This window comes from Erwinia phyllosphaerae, from assembly GCF_019132875.1.
Classification (GTDB): domain Bacteria; phylum Pseudomonadota; class Gammaproteobacteria; order Enterobacterales; family Enterobacteriaceae; genus Erwinia; species Erwinia phyllosphaerae.
Genome location: NZ_JAHSPF010000006.1, coordinates 68,244 through 85,272 on the forward strand (window position 1 = coordinate 68,244; position 17,029 = coordinate 85,272).

Genomic DNA, 17,029 nt, shown 5'->3' on the forward strand with positions numbered 1-17,029 from the left:
CCCTTTATTAAAACCAAGTTTCCAGATAGCAAAAAATATATTGAATATTTCTAAAGCGGTGATTATATGGTGCGAAATCGCTTTACAGCCATCTAAATATAAGAACATTTACTATGGGGAAGGTCAGTGGATCATAAATTTCTTGATTATTATAATCAGGAACTCACCTTTATGAGAGAAATGGCGCGTGAGTTTGCTGAAAAACATCCTAAAATAGCGGCGCGCTTAGGTATGCACGGCATTGATACCGCCGATCCGTACGTTGAAAGATTAATTGAATCTTTTTGCTTTTTATCCGCGAGAACGCAAATAAAGCTGGACGCGGAATTCCCAAAATTCACGCAAAGATTACTGGATATCGTTTACCCCAATTATAATTCACCCACTCCCTCCATCGGCGTGGTTCAGCTTACGCCTGATGCTAAAGAAGGCGATTTGAGTCAAGGCTATCGGGTTCCTCGCGACAGCGCTTTTTATTCCAGGATCTTGCCTGGCGAAAACAGCCGCTGTGAGTTTCGCAGCAGCCAGGATGTCAGGCTCTGGCCGGTAGAAATAGCAGAAGTGCGCTTGACCTCTGTCCCACCCGATATACCGAGCCTGGAAAAATACCATATCCCTTATGCCAGCTTAAAGGGCGCATTGCGCATCAGGCTACGTGTCCAGGACGATAAGGTTTTTTCGCAGCTGTCAGGTTTCGACCAGCTGCCTGTCTATATCAACGGGGATGAAAGAATCGTTTCGCACATCTTTGAACTGCTGCATACCAGTAGCGTAGCGATGATTATTCGCACCGGCGATACAAAAAAGAATGATGTGGTTATCAGCAAAAAGCCGTTAATTTTTGAAGGAATTAATCCCGATCAAACGCTGCTTCCCCTTGCCTGGAATATGTTCCACGGCCATAACCTGATTCATGAATACTTTGCCTGCCGCCAGCGCTTCTACTTTTTTACTCTTACTCAGTTGGCCGCTGGTTTTCAACACAATCATACTGGTGAGGCCGAACTGATTATTCTGCTGGATCGCCTCCCGCCAGAGCTAACGGGCCATATCAACCCCTCTAAATTTCTGCTGTTTTGTACGCCAGTAATCAATCTCTTTCCTAAGGTTGTCGACAGGATTGAGGTCAACAGAGCCCTGAACTTTTTTCATGTAGTACCGGATCGCAGCCGCCCGCTGGATTTTGAAATTTTTTCCATTCACAAGGTATTAGGCCAGCAGGCAGAAAGCAGCCAGGAGGTAGTGTTTAACCCGCTTTACCAGACGCGCCACTGTGATTATGGCAATTTTGGCCGTTATTTTTCGCTTACCCGTGAAATCAGGGCAAAAGGCGAAGGAAAAAGAAAATATGACACCAGAACGCCTTATCTGGGTACCGAAGTCTTTGTTTCTTTGGTCGATCAGCAGGAAGCACCCTACGCCGACGCTATTCGTTATCTGACGGTGGAAGCGATGGTCACCAACCGGGACTTGCCTCGCCTGATAGCCAGAAGCGGTAGCTTTGATCTTACGATGTCTGATGCCGTTCCCGTCACGGGCGCGGCCTTTATCTGCGAACCCAGCACGCCGCGTGAGCCTTTTGCCCGGGGCGAATCGGCCTGGCGTCTTATTCGCCAGCTTAGCTTTAACTATTTACCGCTTTCAGACATGGAGCATGGGTCAGGTGGAGAATCTTTACGCAATATGCTGCGCCTGTTTTTAAACAGTGCCGACCGGGAATCTAACGCGCAGGTAGATAGCCTGATTGGCTGTAAAACGGAATCGGTCACGCGTCGTCTGCCGGGTGACGGTTTATTGGTTTATGGCCGGGGCGTCCGCTGTATGTTAACGGTGGATGAAGAAGGCTTTTCCGGCATTAGCCCCTATTTATTTGGGCTGATTATGGAAAATTACCTTTCACGTCATGCCGCCATCAATATTTTTACCGAAACAGAGCTGCATTCAATGCAGAGAGGAAAAGTGGCCTCGTGGCAGGCTCGCCCGGGAAAAAGAGGGGCGTTCTGATGAAGGAGAAAAGCCCGCAACGCGATACGGCATCGCTGCTGTCAGTCTGGTTCGACGAAGCAAAGCCCTGGAAGGCAGGGTTTATCAGCATGATGCGCGCTATCGCGGCTAAAAATGCCGAAATGTCTTTGCCCGGTACCGCCACCCTGCCCAATCAGGAACCGTTTCGCATCGGGCAGATCCCTGTGATGGCCTTTCCTCCACGTGAAATAGCTTATATAGAGAGGGAACAGGGTCTGCTCAGGCTACAGCTTTTTGGCCTGGGCGTCTGGGGTCCGCAAGGCGCTCTGCCGCTGCATCTGTCGGAGCTGGCGCTTTCGCGCTCGGCAGCACAAGATGAGACGTTAACGGATTTCCTCAACATTTTTCATCATCGCGCCTTAGCCCTTTTCTACCGTGCCTGGTTCACCGCTCAGGATACCGCTTCGCTGGACAGACCCGACGATGAAAAATTCTCTTTCTATATTGCCAGCCTTATTGGCATGGATCCGCAGGAGCTGAACGGTGAACGCCTGCCCACGCATGCCCGCCTGGCCTCTTCTGCCCATCTGGTTCGTGAAGCCCGTAATCCTGAAGGCCTGCTTGGCGCGATTCGCTACTACTTTCAGGTGCAGGCAAGCCTGGAAGAGTTTGCCAGTCAGTGGATTGTACTCGACGTGCATGACCAGTCCATTTTGGGCGAGGTCAATGCGGCCATGTCGCTGGGCGATGGCGCGATTCTGGGCAATACGGTCAGAGACAGGCAGCACAAATTTAAGCTCGTTCTCGGCCCATTGACGCTGAATCAATATATGCGTTTTAGCCCCTGGGGCAGGGATCTACCCGTCTTAAAAGAGTGGGTACGCAACTTTGTCGGCTTTGAATATGCCTGGGATACGCAGCTGGTGCTGGCCGCCAGTGAAGTGCCGCAGGCGACGCTCGACGGCGGTCACCAGCTTGGCTATGCCACCTGGCTGGAAAGAGCAGACGACCAAACGCCGGTATACGGCATGAGCTTCGAGCCAGAACGCTATCACTAACAGGTAATCACCGCGCCTGACGGCAAGCCGTGCGCGGCAAAGCAAACAAGGACACTATTGTGGCGGAAAAAAACAGAACGGGCGCGTGGTATCAGGAACTGCTACAGCCGATCTCAGACGAGATGCCCTGTGGAGAAAATCTGGAATATGACGCCGGGTTTATCATGTTGCAGTCAAAGTTACAGCCCAGGCTGGATGCCGAATATGGCAGCTTTGTTGAAGCAGCGGAGCCGATAAACTGGGCGGAAACGGAGCGTGACTGCCTGGCGCTGTTGCAAAGAAGCCGGGATATTCGGCTCATCATCATCCTCATGCGCTGTCGTATCAGGCAGATTGGCCTTGGTGCCCTGACGGAGGGCTTACGGGCTTTACGTGATTTACTGATCGCCTTTCCAGCCGCTATTTATCCGCAGCTATCGGAAGAAGGCGTATACGATCCTGTTATGCGAGCGAACGCTTTATCTGAACTGGAAGACATCAACGGTTTGCTAGCTGATATCAGAAACCAGCCCCTGCCGAAAGCCGCCGGTTTACACATCACTATCAAAGAATTTGAGAAAGCGCATGCCTTTCCGCGAGAAGAAGGCGCTTTGCCAGAAGGCACCATTACCGCTTTGCTTCACGAGTGGGCCATGCAGGAAGAGCCGACCATTTCGTTGCTGCAGGAAGCATGGCACAACTTAACGGAACTCAGGCGGTTACTGGCCGAGCCGTTAGGCAACGAAACGCCCGACTTTGCCCATCTGGAACGTCTTCTGCATTTATTTGTTATTAATGCCGAAAACGATGAGGCTGCACTTCCCTGCCCCGTACAGCAGCCGACTGAACAACAGCGGCCACAGAATGAGGAGCCGCAGCCGCAGGATCTTCCGGTCGTTACGCCAAAAGAGATGGGGAACCGCTCAGATGCGCTGCATAAATTAAGAGAGCTACGGTTATGGTTTATGAAAATGGAGCCCAGCAGCCCGGTTATTCAGCTGCTCAAATTTGCTGAAGCAACCGTGGGGAAAAGCTTTGCTGAACTGCTGAAAATGCTGCCGGCCGAAATCATCGAAAAACTGGATGTCGAGAAGGAATAACCATGTTAAGGATAATTTTGTTCCTGATAGTACAGGCGCTGCTGGCCGAAGCGGCTCACGCGCTCTGTCAGCTTGCTCCTGACTCTGCCTCGCCGCAAACGCTCACCATTGCTGCACAAACCATCATAATCAGAGCGGATGCGCCCGGCGATACCACCACGCCAATCGCCAGCTATGACTCTTCTGCTACCGCAGGAACGATCAGATACATCAACTGCAGTCAGGGCAACGTACACGGCAAAGATGTTACCTATCTGACCGGTCAGGATACCTCGACAAAAATTTATCCGACACGATTGCCCGGCATTGGCATAAAAATAAAAGATTATAATGGCTTCGCCATGAGCGATCTGCCCTCGTCCGGAACCATCGCCGAATTTGGATCGGCAGCCTTTGCATCAGGTTCTTTCTTCCGTATAGAATTTTATAAAACTAAAGAGACGTTAACTTTAACTCAGGCCACGGGTGATGAGCTGCTACCCGGTGGCGATCTTGCCTATAGCTATATCAACTCAAAAGACGTGGCCTATTACGCTAAAAAACTTAATACCGGTGTTTTTAAAATAATCAGCACACCCGTTTGCTCGACCGATAATGCCAGGACGATTGATTTTGGCACCGTTACGCCAGCAATAATGAAGGCGGGTGGCGTTGAGCGCAACCTTGATTTTTCTTTAAGCTGTAAAACTGATTACGGCAGCTGGTCTGCTATCGCCGGCATTATCACTACTACGCCTTCTTCTAATGGTAAATACATAAAAGTAACGGATGCGGCCAAAAATAGTGACGCATTGGGAATAGAAATATACGACAGCACTAACAGATTACTTACCGTCGACGGATCTACAACGGAGCAATCGGCGGCCACGGTTAGTAACGCCTCAGTACAGTTTAACTGGAAAGCTAAACTTATCGATACGCTCACCCGAAACGCCCGCCCGCAAAATGGACAGTTCACCGCGCGCGCCGAAATAGTGATACAGATTAAATAAGATTAAAAAGGTGATTATATGGAAATAAAGCCTGAAATTTTTATCAGTATCGCCAGCTATCGTGATACCGAACTGATACCGACGCTGCGCGATATGATCCAACAATCGTCAGGGAAATATGCTCTTTCTGTTGCCGTTTGCTGGCAGGATGAAGAAGATACCACCCTGTTTAATCAGGCCGGTATGAAGCTGTGTGAAAAGAAAAACTTTGAAGGAAATGTTTTATATATTTACCACTATGAAGGGGCCAGGATTCAGATAATTAGCCTGCACTATTTTCAAAGCCAGGGCGCGTGCTGGGCAAGACACCAGAGCGAAAAGCTTTACCAGCAAGAAGACTATTTTCTCCAGATAGATGCCCATTGCCGTTTTATTGACAACTGGGACTGTGAAATCGTCACTATGCTACAGCAGCTCAAACAGCACAGTGAAAAGCCCGTCCTCTCGACTTATCCGCCAGGCTACGAGCCTGATAAAGAAGAAAGAACGCACTCTGTCTTCAGGCTAGGTCTACGTGGCTTCACCAGTGAAGGCATTCCTCAGTTAAGCAACGCTATGGTAGAGGGAGATTCGCCGGTACGTGGAAGCTATCTGGCGGGTGGGTTTATCTTTGCCGATGGCTCCTTTGTTAATGAAGTCCCCAACGATCCGCATATCTTTTTTGAAGGCGAAGAAATCTCCATGGCTATACGCGCCTTTACGCATGGCTACGATGTCTGGCACCCGCATAAAATTCTTCTGTGGCATTATTACGGCAGAGAGGAAAGCGCCCGCATCTGGAGCGATCATACCGATAAAGCAAAAAGCGCCGGCTCCGTCTCGCAAACATGGTATGAAAGGGATAAAAAATCCAAAAGGAAAGTCAGAACGCTTCTTGGCCTGGAAGAAGGCAATGATTATTTACAGAGTATTTATAAAACAGGAACCGTACGGACGGTTGAACAGTTTGAAGAGATAACCGGGGTTGATTTTAAAAAACGTCTTGCGCTTCCTGAGGCAACAGATAGCCGGGCTATTGCATGGGTCCCTCTTCCACGTGAAAAGAGCTGGCGTCGCAGGTTGACCAATACAGTAAAAAAACAGATTTCTGTTTCTCAAAGCGAACTGGATATCACCTGGGATAACGTAACGACTTTATATGTGGGCGTTTACAGCAGCAATAATGATTTAATGTACAAAAAAAACCTTACCAAAAAGGATATTGCTACAGCCCTTGTCGGTGAAGATCTTAATCTTTTTCTCACTCTTTCTTTTGCCGCAATGCTTACGCCAGACGTTATTCGCTTCAGCTCTTACGATACCAACGAGGGTTGGGGAAAAACAGTGGAGAAGCCCTGGTGAACAGTGAAGCTATTTTTAAGCGACTGCTGTGTATAGATGCGCTGATTTTTTTTGATGGTGTTATTCCATCGCTGCCAGACTTTCAGCTAAAGATGGTAAATCTCATTGAGCTGTTCAGTAAAGCATTGATATCTGAAGGCGAAGATGAACAGCTTAGCGACAGGTTGTGTAACAGCATTTGCTGCTATTTCGACGGCCAGATTTCCTTATGCCTTAGCGAACCCAACCTCTCCTGGCAGCGCTATTCCCTACAGCAATATTTTTATGGGCCTGAAAATATTCGAGAAAACCTCGCCGATAAAATCACCCCGCTATTACTAAATGAAGTAGGTAAAATCTTTAGCTATGCCTGTAAGCTCCTTACGCTGATCAACGCCTCGGCTGTCTCGGACGATAAAACAGGCGTTCTTATAAAAAAATATCTTTCAGTGAATAACAGCAGCGAAAAAGTACAGGAAGAAGACGCGAAGAAAGAGTCTACCGAAAAAGTTTTTTTACCCACGGCGCGACGCCGTATGGCCAGCAGCAGGCTTTTCCTGGAACTCGCTATCCTGACAACAGGATTATCGATCGTTTGGCTCTTCTGCTTCATTTATCTGATGGGCTTATATTGAATGCTGACAGCTACGATACCAAAGGCACAGCAAAATGCTGTTGAAGAGGCAAAGCCAGTCATTTTCGTTATTGGCCCGTGGGCCAGGAAATGGTTTACCAATGTACAGTCAGCGCAAGCGCGCTGGATAGTCGTGCCGGAAGATGAAGATCTACAAAAAACGCTAAGCCGTCTGCGAAGAGAAAACCAGTGCGTCAAGGTCAATACGTTTTTCCCCTTCCTTCCGGACGGCCAGGAGGATGACGAACTTACGCTGGCACAACTGGCTAAATGGCAGCGAAAATTTCAGCAGGCAGAAGCTTTTCCCTGCGTTTTTGCTGTTTATGCCCGCCTGAGCAAGAAACCTTCCGCTCATCATCTTCACCACAACTGGTGGTCGGGTCGGTATGAAACAAACAAACGCGTGGCCACGACCATGGAAAGCGAAGCTCGCCAGCTGCTTACCGTGCTCAAACAGGATGCTGCCGGTAACGAACATGCTGCCATACATCGCTACGTTATGGCCGACGCGCTGTTCCTCTGGATGAAAAAGTCAGGCGTAATGGCAGCGCTGCAATCGCTTTTTTCTACCACTTCGTTACGTCTCTCGGCGGTTCTGCTGGCCGACTATGGCGATGGCTTTGTCCGTCACGGCGCATGGGCCCGCTGGATAAATAAAACGTTTCAACTTTACCCTGGCCTCTCATCCGCCGTTGTTCGCCCGCCTTTGCCGTCCGTAGTGGCCGGGTGCCCGAAAGTGAAAGCTTCTACTTTTCCTGCAAAAGCGTCCCCTTTTTGGCGCTGGTTGCCGGTAAGCCTGGCATTATTAATCGCTTTCTATTTAACGAGTGCGGCCTGGTTACAAAGCCAGCATATAAAAGAAGCCAGGCTAGCCCTTGCTGCTTTTACGCAAGCGGATGTTATACGCCCGGAAACGAGGCGCGAGGCTTTTGAAAGGTTATCGCGACAAGGCCAGAAGCTATCAGGTACCTGTAAAAACAGCCTTATTAATTTATGGGGAGAGAAAAACTGCCAAAACATGCTGGATAAGATAGAAACCGCGCTTCGCCACTATAAAAGTTTACCTGCCCTTTTTGCTTCGGTTCCCGCCGCTCTTTTCGCTCCGGGAAGCGCAGTTATCCAGCCAGGCAGTGAGGAAAAATTACTTATGCTATTGCCTTTGCTAAGCAGCGCACGGCAAACAACTTTTATGGTGACGGGCCATTCAGATAATACCGGGACAGACCAACTCAACCGGCAAATCTCTATTCAGAGGGCGACAGCAGTAAGGGACTGGCTTGTCCGGCATACTCGCCTCCCGGCAGAAAACTTTATCATTAAAGGCATGGGCGACGCTGTGCCAGTAGCCAGTAACGAGACCGAAGCGGGCCGTAGAAAGAACAGACGCGTGGAGTTAATACCTTTATCACAGTAAACAGGGATGAAAAAAGGATGAGTAAGAAACAGCCATACATTATCTATGAAGGGAATTTTTTGACAGAGGCCCCAAACTACGACCAGAGCATCAACGTCTTACGTTTTCTGGAGCCTGACGGTGAAGAGTATTCAATTATGGTTAATCGTTCTTTCAAGGTGCAGGATCAGACGCTGGAAGCCTTTTGCGAAAACCAGATGAATTTTTTGGCTAATACCTTGCCCGGTTATGAAAACGAAGGAAAAATGCTACATAATCAGCTGGGCCCGGAAAAGCTCCCGGTTATTCAGATAGCAAATAGTTTTCTGGATAACGGACAAAGGATCAGGCAGGTACAATCTTTTGTTGAGCTACCTTATCACCCTGTTATCAATCCATCGCGGTTAAATCTGATTATTTTTAGTTTGATAGCGCAAAAAGAGTTTACCGAGTATCAGCGAAAACATTACGTGCAAATTATCAATAGCTTTACGCCGGAAACTAAGGCGTTATAAAAAATCCATGCTGAGTTGTTAAAAGAAAAGCGGCCCGTAATAAATGGGCCGCAAATGAATGATAAAGTTAAAACGGGCTTAAAGGGTTATGGGCTTATGGGCTTATGGGCTTACATGCTTATATGCTTACATGCTTACATGCTTATATGCTTATATGCTTATATGCTTATATGCTTATATGCTTATATGCTTACATGCTTACATGCTTACATGCTTATATGCTTATATGCTGCGCGCTTACAGGCACAGCGTATTCCATTCTTTATTTGTACAGCTGGCAACAAAGGAAGCATACTTATAAAATTCGACCCGATTGATCATACCCAGCTTACGAATCGCATTGCGACAATGCGTATTAATGGTTTTTTCAGAGCGGTTAAGCATTCTGGAGATGCACTCTGGGCGATATCCCTTCCCTATTAAAAATATAATTTTATTTTCGGTAGCGGATAGCTGCATAAAATCTTTTAAACCTATTGACCTGTAGTTTCTCTGTCGGGAAAACTGCGTACACTCCGTTTCAGAAATTGTCAGTATTTTCCTTATTTTCCCTGTAATTGCAGGCAGGTTCTCGTTACGGCAAATAAAAGGGATATGCAAAACCACCGTTTTTCCTTCCCCCTCATGCCTGTACCAAAGCTTTTCTTTCTTGTATAAAAATATACTTACCATCATATCTCTGAAGACAATATTCGTTACGCCGGGGGCTTGTTCGTTTTTCGCAGCGACAAAAGAAAACTTTTCCCGCTCATGAGCGTCCATCACATCTTTTATTAATGACTCCAGCCCGCTTATATAATAGATATTATCGCTTGCGATACGGATAGTAGACATAATACAGGCCCCTAAAAAGTAGATAGCGTGATGAAATGAAAAGATTCAGTTTGGCACAGGTTTAAAACCAATAATTTCCCGTAAAAACCATTCAATAATAGCTATACATGCCGAAAAAAACGGTAAAAAATAAATTTTAACTTAAGCGAAACGATGTTATTTACTAAATTAACTAACACTCGTCAAAAATAACCCCCCTTTCTCCCATGACCACCCAACAGGTTATAGCCTGCCAGCAGGCACAAAATGCCGTAACAAGGAGAAACATGACGAAAGAGGGAGTTATTTTCACTGTATAAGGGGAGGGATGCCCTGAGTATTTAATGTCTTTTTGCATAAACTCACCTGTCGGTTACAATCCTTGTATCCATATCACTTAATTAATATCACCAAATAGCCTTAATGTATACCCTGGATTTTATATAGATTAATAAACCGAGAATCATCTGAACAGAAGCTAACAGGGTAAGGACATAAATAGTCTACCCCCGAATTGAAGTGAATACGCAAAAAATATAACAATTTTTATTGTGTAGAAACCTTTCCGGAAACTGTATTTCCTGCCTTAATGTTTAGCGGGTTACTGCCTGCCGCCATCTTTATGGTCGTTTACAGGAAATAAATAAGCAGTAGCGCTTTAACTTAAAAGCGCCAATTAAATCCTGCTCTGGATATCTTACTTTTACCGATTTTTAACGCCGCGCAGAAGGTTTGACGCCTGTCGGACTATGCCTGGTACCCGCGTGAACGACAGGAACACGCGAAGTAGAAAGGCAAAATAATGTGACGTTAATCACGTTCTGGCCGTTAACATCCCTCGTCCGTTAAGGCTTTGTCAGTAGCAAGTGCTGAACTTTACCCTTGCGCACTCGTTATATACTTTACAACATAGCGTTATGCTACCCTTTGCGCGTTCTTTACTTTTACTTTCATTCTGACAGCACTTTACTGCTGCAATACGGGCAAGGCATTACAATAAAATGAGCATTATTCAATCACCGCGAGCGGTTAAAAGCACGCTATGCGTACTGATTTTTATGGCAATCCAGGCACAGGCACAGGATAAGACACTTACCGTTAGCGCCGCACCATCAACGGAAGTCGCAGCGCCGGATAAACAGGCCACGCTGGGTAACCTTGGCAAGCAAGACATTCGTAATACCCCTTATTCCGTGCAGGTCGTTTCCCCTTCGCTGATGAAGCACCAGCAGCTAAAAAGCATCACCGATATTTATCGCTATATGCCTTCCGTTCAGGGCGATGGCGCGCGCCCGCAAACGCGCGGTATGCAGGGCAGCGTCGTGCAGAACTCGATGATTGACGGCCTGAATGTCGTCTCGACTACCGATTACGCCGCCGAGCAGTTTGATCATATAGAAGTATTAAATGGCCTGGGCGGCTCACTATACGGTCCGGCTAATCCCGCTGGACTGTTTAACTTTGTGGCAAAACGTCCGGCCGATATTGCTCAGCACAGTCTGACCTTTGGTGCAGGCACTGGCCTTAGCCATCTTGTCTCCGGCGACTTTAGCGGCCCGCTGGACGATAACGATCGCCTGCGCTATCGCGCTAATTTTCTGGATGATGAGGGCAACGGCTACGTTAGCGGCAGTAAAAAACGTCGCCAGCTGTTTAGCCTGGGGCTGGATGCAAACCTGACCGACCGCACCGTACTGGAAAGCAACTTCAGCTACTACCACTATTACGAGAAAGGCCTGCCGGGCAAATTTGCCTTAGGCAACGGGCTTTCTTTCCCCTCTGCACCCAATCCTAAAACGGCGCATTTGGGGCAATATTATGCCGGAAGCGATAACCATACGCTGACTGCCAGCCTGCATCTGAAGCACGATTTTGATGGCAACTGGCAGGGCGAGCTGGGCGTCCTGCGGCAGATTGCCGACCGGGAATCGACGGCGGTGACCAATACGTTTACCGATCGCGCAGGTGATTACAAAACGACAACTTCATCTTCTACTGCCAGCCGCTTTACTATTAACAGCTATATGGCGAACCTGAATGGCGAAGTTGAAACCGGCTGGCTACATCACCAGATTTCCACCGGCGTGCGCGGCTTTGTCTGGAAAAACTATAATCCGCTTAACGGCGGCACCACTACGCTGGGCAGCGCTTCGCTTGACGATCCGCAATCTTTTGCCGAGCCGGATTATCCTGATTTTAGCCATCGCTACCATTCCGCCACCGCCACGCAGCAGGCATTTCTGTTAAGCGATACGCTGACCTTCTCGCCACAGTGGAGCCTGCTGCTGGCAGGCAGTGAAAGCTTCCTGACCTCTGCCAACTATGCCAAAACCGGCAGTCGCAGCAGCCATTCCGACGACAGCGGCTTTAGCGGTTCGGCCAGCCTGATGTATAAGCCTGTTGATCCGTTAACGCTATACGTCACCTGGGCTGACAGCCTGCAACAGGGCGATACGGCCCCGTCAGGTTCAAACAACGCCGGTTCCATTTTGTCGCCTTATCGCAGTAAGCAGGTAGAAGTGGGCAGCAAGCTGGCGGTAGATAAAGTGCTGCTGACCGCCGCACTGTTTCAGATCGACCGTCCTTTTGCCTATACCACGACCAGCGGCGACTATGCAGTAGATGGCAACCAGCGTAACCGTGGACTGGAGCTAATGGCCGATGGCGATGTGACCGACAACCTGCATCTGTACGGCGGCATGACCTGGCTCGATCCACGCCTGCGCGATACCGCCAGCGCGGCGACAACCGACAAGCAGATTGTGGGACTGGCTCGCTACACCGCCAGCCTGTTTGCGGCCTACGACCTGCCTTTCCTTAGCGGCACAGATGTGCATGGCGGCATGCATTACGTAGGACGCCGCAGCACGGACAACGCCAATGACAGCTGGGTCGGCAGCTACGCTACTTTCGATATTGGCAGCAGCTATAAAACGCGCCTGTTCAACACCGATACCACCTTCCGACTGGATATGACCAACCTGACCAATCGCCACTACTGGACAAATATTGTGCCAGGCGGCCTGAACGGTTATAGCGGTGCCGGTTATGCCAGCGCCCAGCTGGGTGAGCCGCGCATGGTGCAGGTGTCAATGCAGCTGAATTTCTGAGGAGATTTTTATGAAGATGCGCCTGATTATGCCGCTGCTGGCATTGAGCCTGGCTTTTGGCCCATCAGCCTTTGCCCGCACGGTGACCGATGACGCCGGTAATAAAGTAACGGTAAAAGCGCAGGCCCATCGTATTGCCGACGGCTGGTATGCGCATCACTCGCTGTTAATGACGTTAGGCGCAGGCGATCGCATCGTGGCCACGGTTAACCATGCCAGCGATCGCCCCTGGATGTTTAAAATCCAGCCGTCGCTGAATCAGGCGCTGTCCGTTCATGGCCGCAGCTTCAATAGCGAAGCGCTGCTGGCCGCGAAGGTAGATACGGTATTTGTGGCAGCAGAGGATGCGGATGCCGACGCCTACCGTCGTGCCGGACTGCCTACGCTGGTTATGCGTTTTGACGATTTTCCGTCAATGGAGCACTCTTTGCTGACCACGGCTGACGTGGTCGGCACACCACAGGCCCGGCAGCGTGCTGACGCCTATAACGCTTATCTTGAGCAGCAGATTGCGGCTATTCAGGCAAAAACCGCCGGGCTTAGCGATAGCCAGCGCCCGCGCGTGTTACATATTCAGTCGCTACATCCGCTGAAAGTCGACGGGCGCAACACGCTGATCGATACCTGGATAAAACTGGCTGGAGGCCGCAACGCCGCGGCGGAAGTTAATGGCAATATGAAGGAAACGTCGCCAGAAAATATCCTTTTCTGGCAGCCGGACATAATCATTATTGGCGCTGGCGCCGGTTCGCTTGCCGATTCTGATTACGCGACGCTGTTCAGTAACCTGAAAGCGGTTAAAAATCATCAGGTATGGCAAAATCCAGCGGGTGTCTTTCCATGGGATCGCTACGGTACGGAAGCCGCGCTGCAGATCCAGTGGGCGGCTAAACTGCTGCATCCGCAGCTTTTTCCGGCGCTGGATATGATAAAAACGACGCAGGATTTTTACCGTCGCTTTTTTGATTACCCGCTGACGGCCGTCCAGGCCCAGCGAATATTGCAGGCTAAAGGGCCGGAGTAAGCTTAAGCGGCTAGCCGATCCCTGTTTTTCCCCATCAGGTTACCAATATAAAGCCGTTATGGGTTACCCGGTACGTTCCAGTCGCAGTCAATCTCATCACTGTGGCTGGAACATTCGGCCATACTGGCCTGGCTATCTCTAAAGCCAGCCGTTTTATTCTGCCCCATGCAGCCGCACAGACAAAAAAAGCAGCTTATAATCAGAATCATTTTTTTCATAGCTATCGCGTCAACGGAAACCCCTGTTTAATCCGTAGCGATAATAAAAAGTGATGATTCAATATTACATCAATCGACCTTGCGAATAATTAACTTCCCTTTTTAAATTACAACGAAGCAACAAAACTTATAAATAATAAACACAATCACTCTTCATAAAGTAATAGAGCTAACTTGTTATTGCAGATGGAAAATTTCTTATAAATAAAGTATGCGACGTTCGTTTAATAAGAGTTAATAAGAATAAATTTGTTTGTCATGCTCTGAGCATGCAACCCGCGACCGGCGCGGGTCATCCATTGACGGCGAGATCTGGCCCGCTTCCGTCATTGACGCAAATTTTTAATCAATGCCTGGTTAAACATAACCGGATCTTCCATTTGTGGTGCATGTCCCATGCCTTTAAATTCTATCAGCGTGGCGTGCGGGATGGTGTTTGCGGTTTCTTTGCCTAAACGATCGTAATGGCCAATTTTTGCTTTCACTTCCGGTGGTGCAATATCGCTGCCAATCGCGGTCGTGTCCGCTGTTCCAATCATCAGCGTGGTGGGAACGGTCAAATTTTTGAATTCATAATAAACAGGCTGGGTAAAAATCATGTCGTACAGCAGCGCAGAATTCCATGCCACCTCTTTTTTCCCCGGACCGTTATTAAGACCAGCCAGCATAGTTACCCAGCGATCGTATTCAGGTTTCCAGCTGCCGCCGTAATAGGTTTTCTGCTCATACTTTTTAATGCTCTCTGCGCTGGTTTTTAATTCACGCTGATACCAGTCATCAACGCTGCGCCACGGTACGCCTTTCGCCTTCCAGTCCTCCAGCCCAATAGGATTAACCAGCACCATCTTTTCTACCTGATCGGGATACATCAGCGCGTAACGCGTAGCCAGCATGCCGCCGGTGGAGTGGCCGACCAGCGTGATTTTATCAATATGTAAGCTGGCAAGCAGCTGATGGGTATTCAGAGCCAGCTGCTGAAAACTATATTGATAGTGCCCGGGTTTGCTGGACGTACAGAAACCAATTTGATCCGGTGCAATAACCCGATAACCCGCGCGTTTCAGCGCCTCAATCGAATCCTGCCAGGTTACGCCACAAAAATTTTTGCCGTGCAGCAGCACAACCGTGCGGCCATTCGCCTGATGTTCAGGTTTGACGTCAATGTAGCCCATCGACAGCGTCTGTTGCTGAGAGGAAAAGGAGTAGCGGGCAATGTGATAAGGAAAATCAAAGCCTTGTAATTCGATACCGTACTGCGGCGTAGGCTGCGCCCCAGCGCTAAAAGCAACCAGCATGCCGGCAGCCATAAAAATTCGGGTTCTTTTTAACACGTTAATTATCCTCAATATTATGCTGAAACTATTGGGCTTACGCGTTTAACCTTAGCGGATAAAATGAATAATAATGACTATTTTGCTGCGTTTCAGAACGGTTTACCCCTTCTCTGTCACGTTAGCAAAAAGAGCTACAGGTGTGGCGGATTTTAATCTGGCGATTAAAGTTAATTTGTTAAGGCGTGTTAAAAAGGAAAGGAAATGTTAAACAATACGGCCTGGATGATGTCGCTGCTGTGGCTAAGCCTTTGCTGCCGCCTGGAACCACAGGCGCCAGAACGATCAAGCTTTTTTATGAGCGCATAGCCATGCGGCTAAAAACTTGCCTGTAGAAGGCGACTGCCTGACGCTTCTACAGGCAAGTTATTTACTGACCCTGTGAAAAATCGATAACCATACGGCCCTTAATTTTCCCTGCAATCATCTCCTCAAAGATATCATTAATATCCTCTACGGGACGCCTGGTCACTTTAGGCACGACTTTTCCTTCCGCAGCAAACTGGAAAGCCTCAGCCAGATCCTCACGTGTGCCAACCAGCGATCCCACAACCTGAATGCCGTCCAGCACCAGCCGTGGAATATTCAGGCTCATCGACTCCGGCGGCAGGCCTACGGCCACAATGCGGCCGCCTGCACGCATGGCGTCTACGGCAGAATTAAAGGCGGCTTTCGCGACGGCCGTGACTACCGCAGCATGCGCGCCCCCCGTTTTCTCCTGAATGACCTTAGCCGCATCTTCTTTAGCGGAGTTAACCACCAGATCGGCACCCATTTCCGTCGCGAACTGGAGCTGAGCATCATTAACATCAACGGCAATCACTTTGGCATTAAAAACGTTTTTTGCGTACTGCAACGCCAGATTGCCCAGACCGCCTAAGCCATAGATAGCTATCCACTTGCCGGGCTGAATACCGGAAACCTTAACGGCCTTATAGGTTGTCACTCCGGCACAGGTTACGCTGCTCGCCGCCGCCGAATCCAGACCGTCCGGCACCTTCACCGCATAGTCGGCTACCACGATGCACTCTTCCGCCATACCGCCGTCCGCGGTAAAACCGGCGTTCAACACATCACGGCACAGCGTCTCATTGCCCGTGGTGCAATACTCGCAGTGCCCACAGCCTTTATAAAACCATGCCACGCTGGCGCGATCGCCCGGCTTGAGCGACGTGACGCCCGGACCGATTTCCTTTACCACGCCCACGCCTTCATGACCGAGCACAATGCCGGTACGGTCACCAAAGTCGCCATTTTTAACATGCAGATCGGTATGGCACACGCCACAGCAATCCATTTTCAGCAGTGCCTCACCGTAGGCCAATGCTCGCAATTTTTTATCAACGATATCAACAGAATGATCTTTATTCACCACGGCAGCTTTCATTGTTATTTCCTCCTGAAGGTTGTTTGCCTTTTAACTATAGGAATATTTACGAACGCAACTTTGATTTAACACGATATAGTCTGCTTTATCTGTCTTCTGCCGCACAGAAAAAGAAATGGCCCTACGATTCAATAAAAATGAAACGCTATTTTATTAAACGGCGATCCTGGCCATCAGCATCTTCTTTTTT

Annotated in this window: 13 protein-coding genes; 10 read left to right on the forward strand and 3 right to left on the reverse strand. The window is 48.9% G+C overall.

The genetic code is table 11. The features are described 5' to 3' along the window. Positions 1–126 precede the first annotated feature (126 nt). Genes tssF through KUE00_RS12335 form a run of 8 tightly spaced genes read left to right on the forward strand, consistent with a single transcriptional unit; the run spans position 127 to position 8,956 of the window. Entirely contained in the window at positions 127–2,004 is a 1,878-nt protein-coding gene (gene tssF / locus KUE00_RS12300; protein WP_246760185.1) for a type VI secretion system baseplate subunit TssF, read from the forward strand. Further along, positions 2,001–3,023 carry a type VI secretion system baseplate subunit TssG gene (gene tssG, locus KUE00_RS12305; RefSeq protein ID WP_246760356.1) on the forward strand — a complete coding sequence of 341 codons (1,023 nt, stop codon included), beginning with the start codon at positions 2,001–2,003 and terminating at the stop codon, positions 3,021–3,023. Before tssF ends, tssG begins: the two co-directional genes overlap by 4 nt. A 56-nt stretch (positions 3,024–3,079) precedes the next feature. Then, entirely contained in the window at positions 3,080–4,102 is a 1,023-nt protein-coding gene (locus tag KUE00_RS12310; protein ID WP_425523582.1) for a type VI secretion system protein TssA, read from the forward strand. A 2-nt stretch (positions 4,103–4,104) separates the two neighbouring features. Continuing rightward, complete coding sequence (locus KUE00_RS12315) at positions 4,105–5,094, forward strand: fimbrial protein (protein ID WP_246760187.1); 990 nt, start codon at positions 4,105–4,107, stop codon at positions 5,092–5,094. 18 nt (positions 5,095–5,112) lie between these two features. Continuing rightward, positions 5,113–6,435 carry a GlcNAc-transferase family protein gene (locus KUE00_RS12320; protein ID WP_281434604.1) on the forward strand — a complete coding sequence of 441 codons (1,323 nt, stop codon included), beginning with the start codon at positions 5,113–5,115 and terminating at the stop codon, positions 6,433–6,435. Continuing rightward, complete coding sequence (locus tag KUE00_RS12325) at positions 6,405–7,049, forward strand: hypothetical protein (RefSeq protein WP_246760188.1); 645 nt, start codon at positions 6,405–6,407, stop codon at positions 7,047–7,049. Before KUE00_RS12320 ends, KUE00_RS12325 begins: the two co-directional genes overlap by 31 nt. Beyond that, positions 7,050–8,462: an OmpA family protein gene (locus KUE00_RS12330; RefSeq protein WP_246760189.1), complete on the forward strand. Its 1,413-nt coding sequence runs from the start codon at positions 7,050–7,052 to the stop codon at positions 8,460–8,462. It abuts the gene before it with no gap. Between the two features lie 17 nt (positions 8,463–8,479). Then, positions 8,480–8,956: a DcrB-related protein gene (locus KUE00_RS12335; protein ID WP_246760190.1), complete on the forward strand. Its 477-nt coding sequence runs from the start codon at positions 8,480–8,482 to the stop codon at positions 8,954–8,956. A gap of 237 nt (positions 8,957–9,193) precedes the next feature. Here KUE00_RS12335 and KUE00_RS12340 read toward each other — a convergent pair whose 3' ends face one another. Further along, positions 9,194–9,790: a helix-turn-helix transcriptional regulator gene (locus KUE00_RS12340; RefSeq protein WP_246760191.1), complete on the reverse strand. Its 597-nt coding sequence runs from the start codon at positions 9,788–9,790 to the stop codon at positions 9,194–9,196. 980 nt (positions 9,791–10,770) lie between these two features. On the opposite strand from KUE00_RS12340, the gene KUE00_RS12345 reads away from it, so the two are divergent. Both KUE00_RS12345 and KUE00_RS12350 read left to right on the forward strand, forming a co-directional pair. Next, positions 10,771–12,879: a TonB-dependent receptor gene (locus KUE00_RS12345; RefSeq protein WP_246760192.1), complete on the forward strand. Its 2,109-nt coding sequence runs from the start codon at positions 10,771–10,773 to the stop codon at positions 12,877–12,879. Between the two features lie 10 nt (positions 12,880–12,889). Continuing rightward, on the forward strand, positions 12,890–13,903 hold the full coding sequence (locus tag KUE00_RS12350) for an ABC transporter substrate-binding protein (RefSeq protein WP_246760193.1): 1,014 nt from the start codon (positions 12,890–12,892) through the stop codon (positions 13,901–13,903). 544 nt (positions 13,904–14,447) lie between these two features. On the opposite strand, the gene KUE00_RS12355 is transcribed toward KUE00_RS12350, so the two are convergent. Together KUE00_RS12355 and adhP are read right to left on the reverse strand one after the other, a co-directional pair. Beyond that, positions 14,448–15,452 carry an alpha/beta fold hydrolase gene (locus tag KUE00_RS12355; RefSeq protein WP_425523579.1) on the reverse strand — a complete coding sequence of 335 codons (1,005 nt, stop codon included), beginning with the start codon at positions 15,450–15,452 and terminating at the stop codon, positions 14,448–14,450. Positions 15,453–15,822: 370 nt separating this feature from the next. After that, complete coding sequence (gene adhP, locus KUE00_RS12360) at positions 15,823–16,839, reverse strand: alcohol dehydrogenase AdhP (protein WP_246760194.1); 1,017 nt, start codon at positions 16,837–16,839, stop codon at positions 15,823–15,825. Positions 16,840–17,029 lie beyond the last annotated feature (190 nt).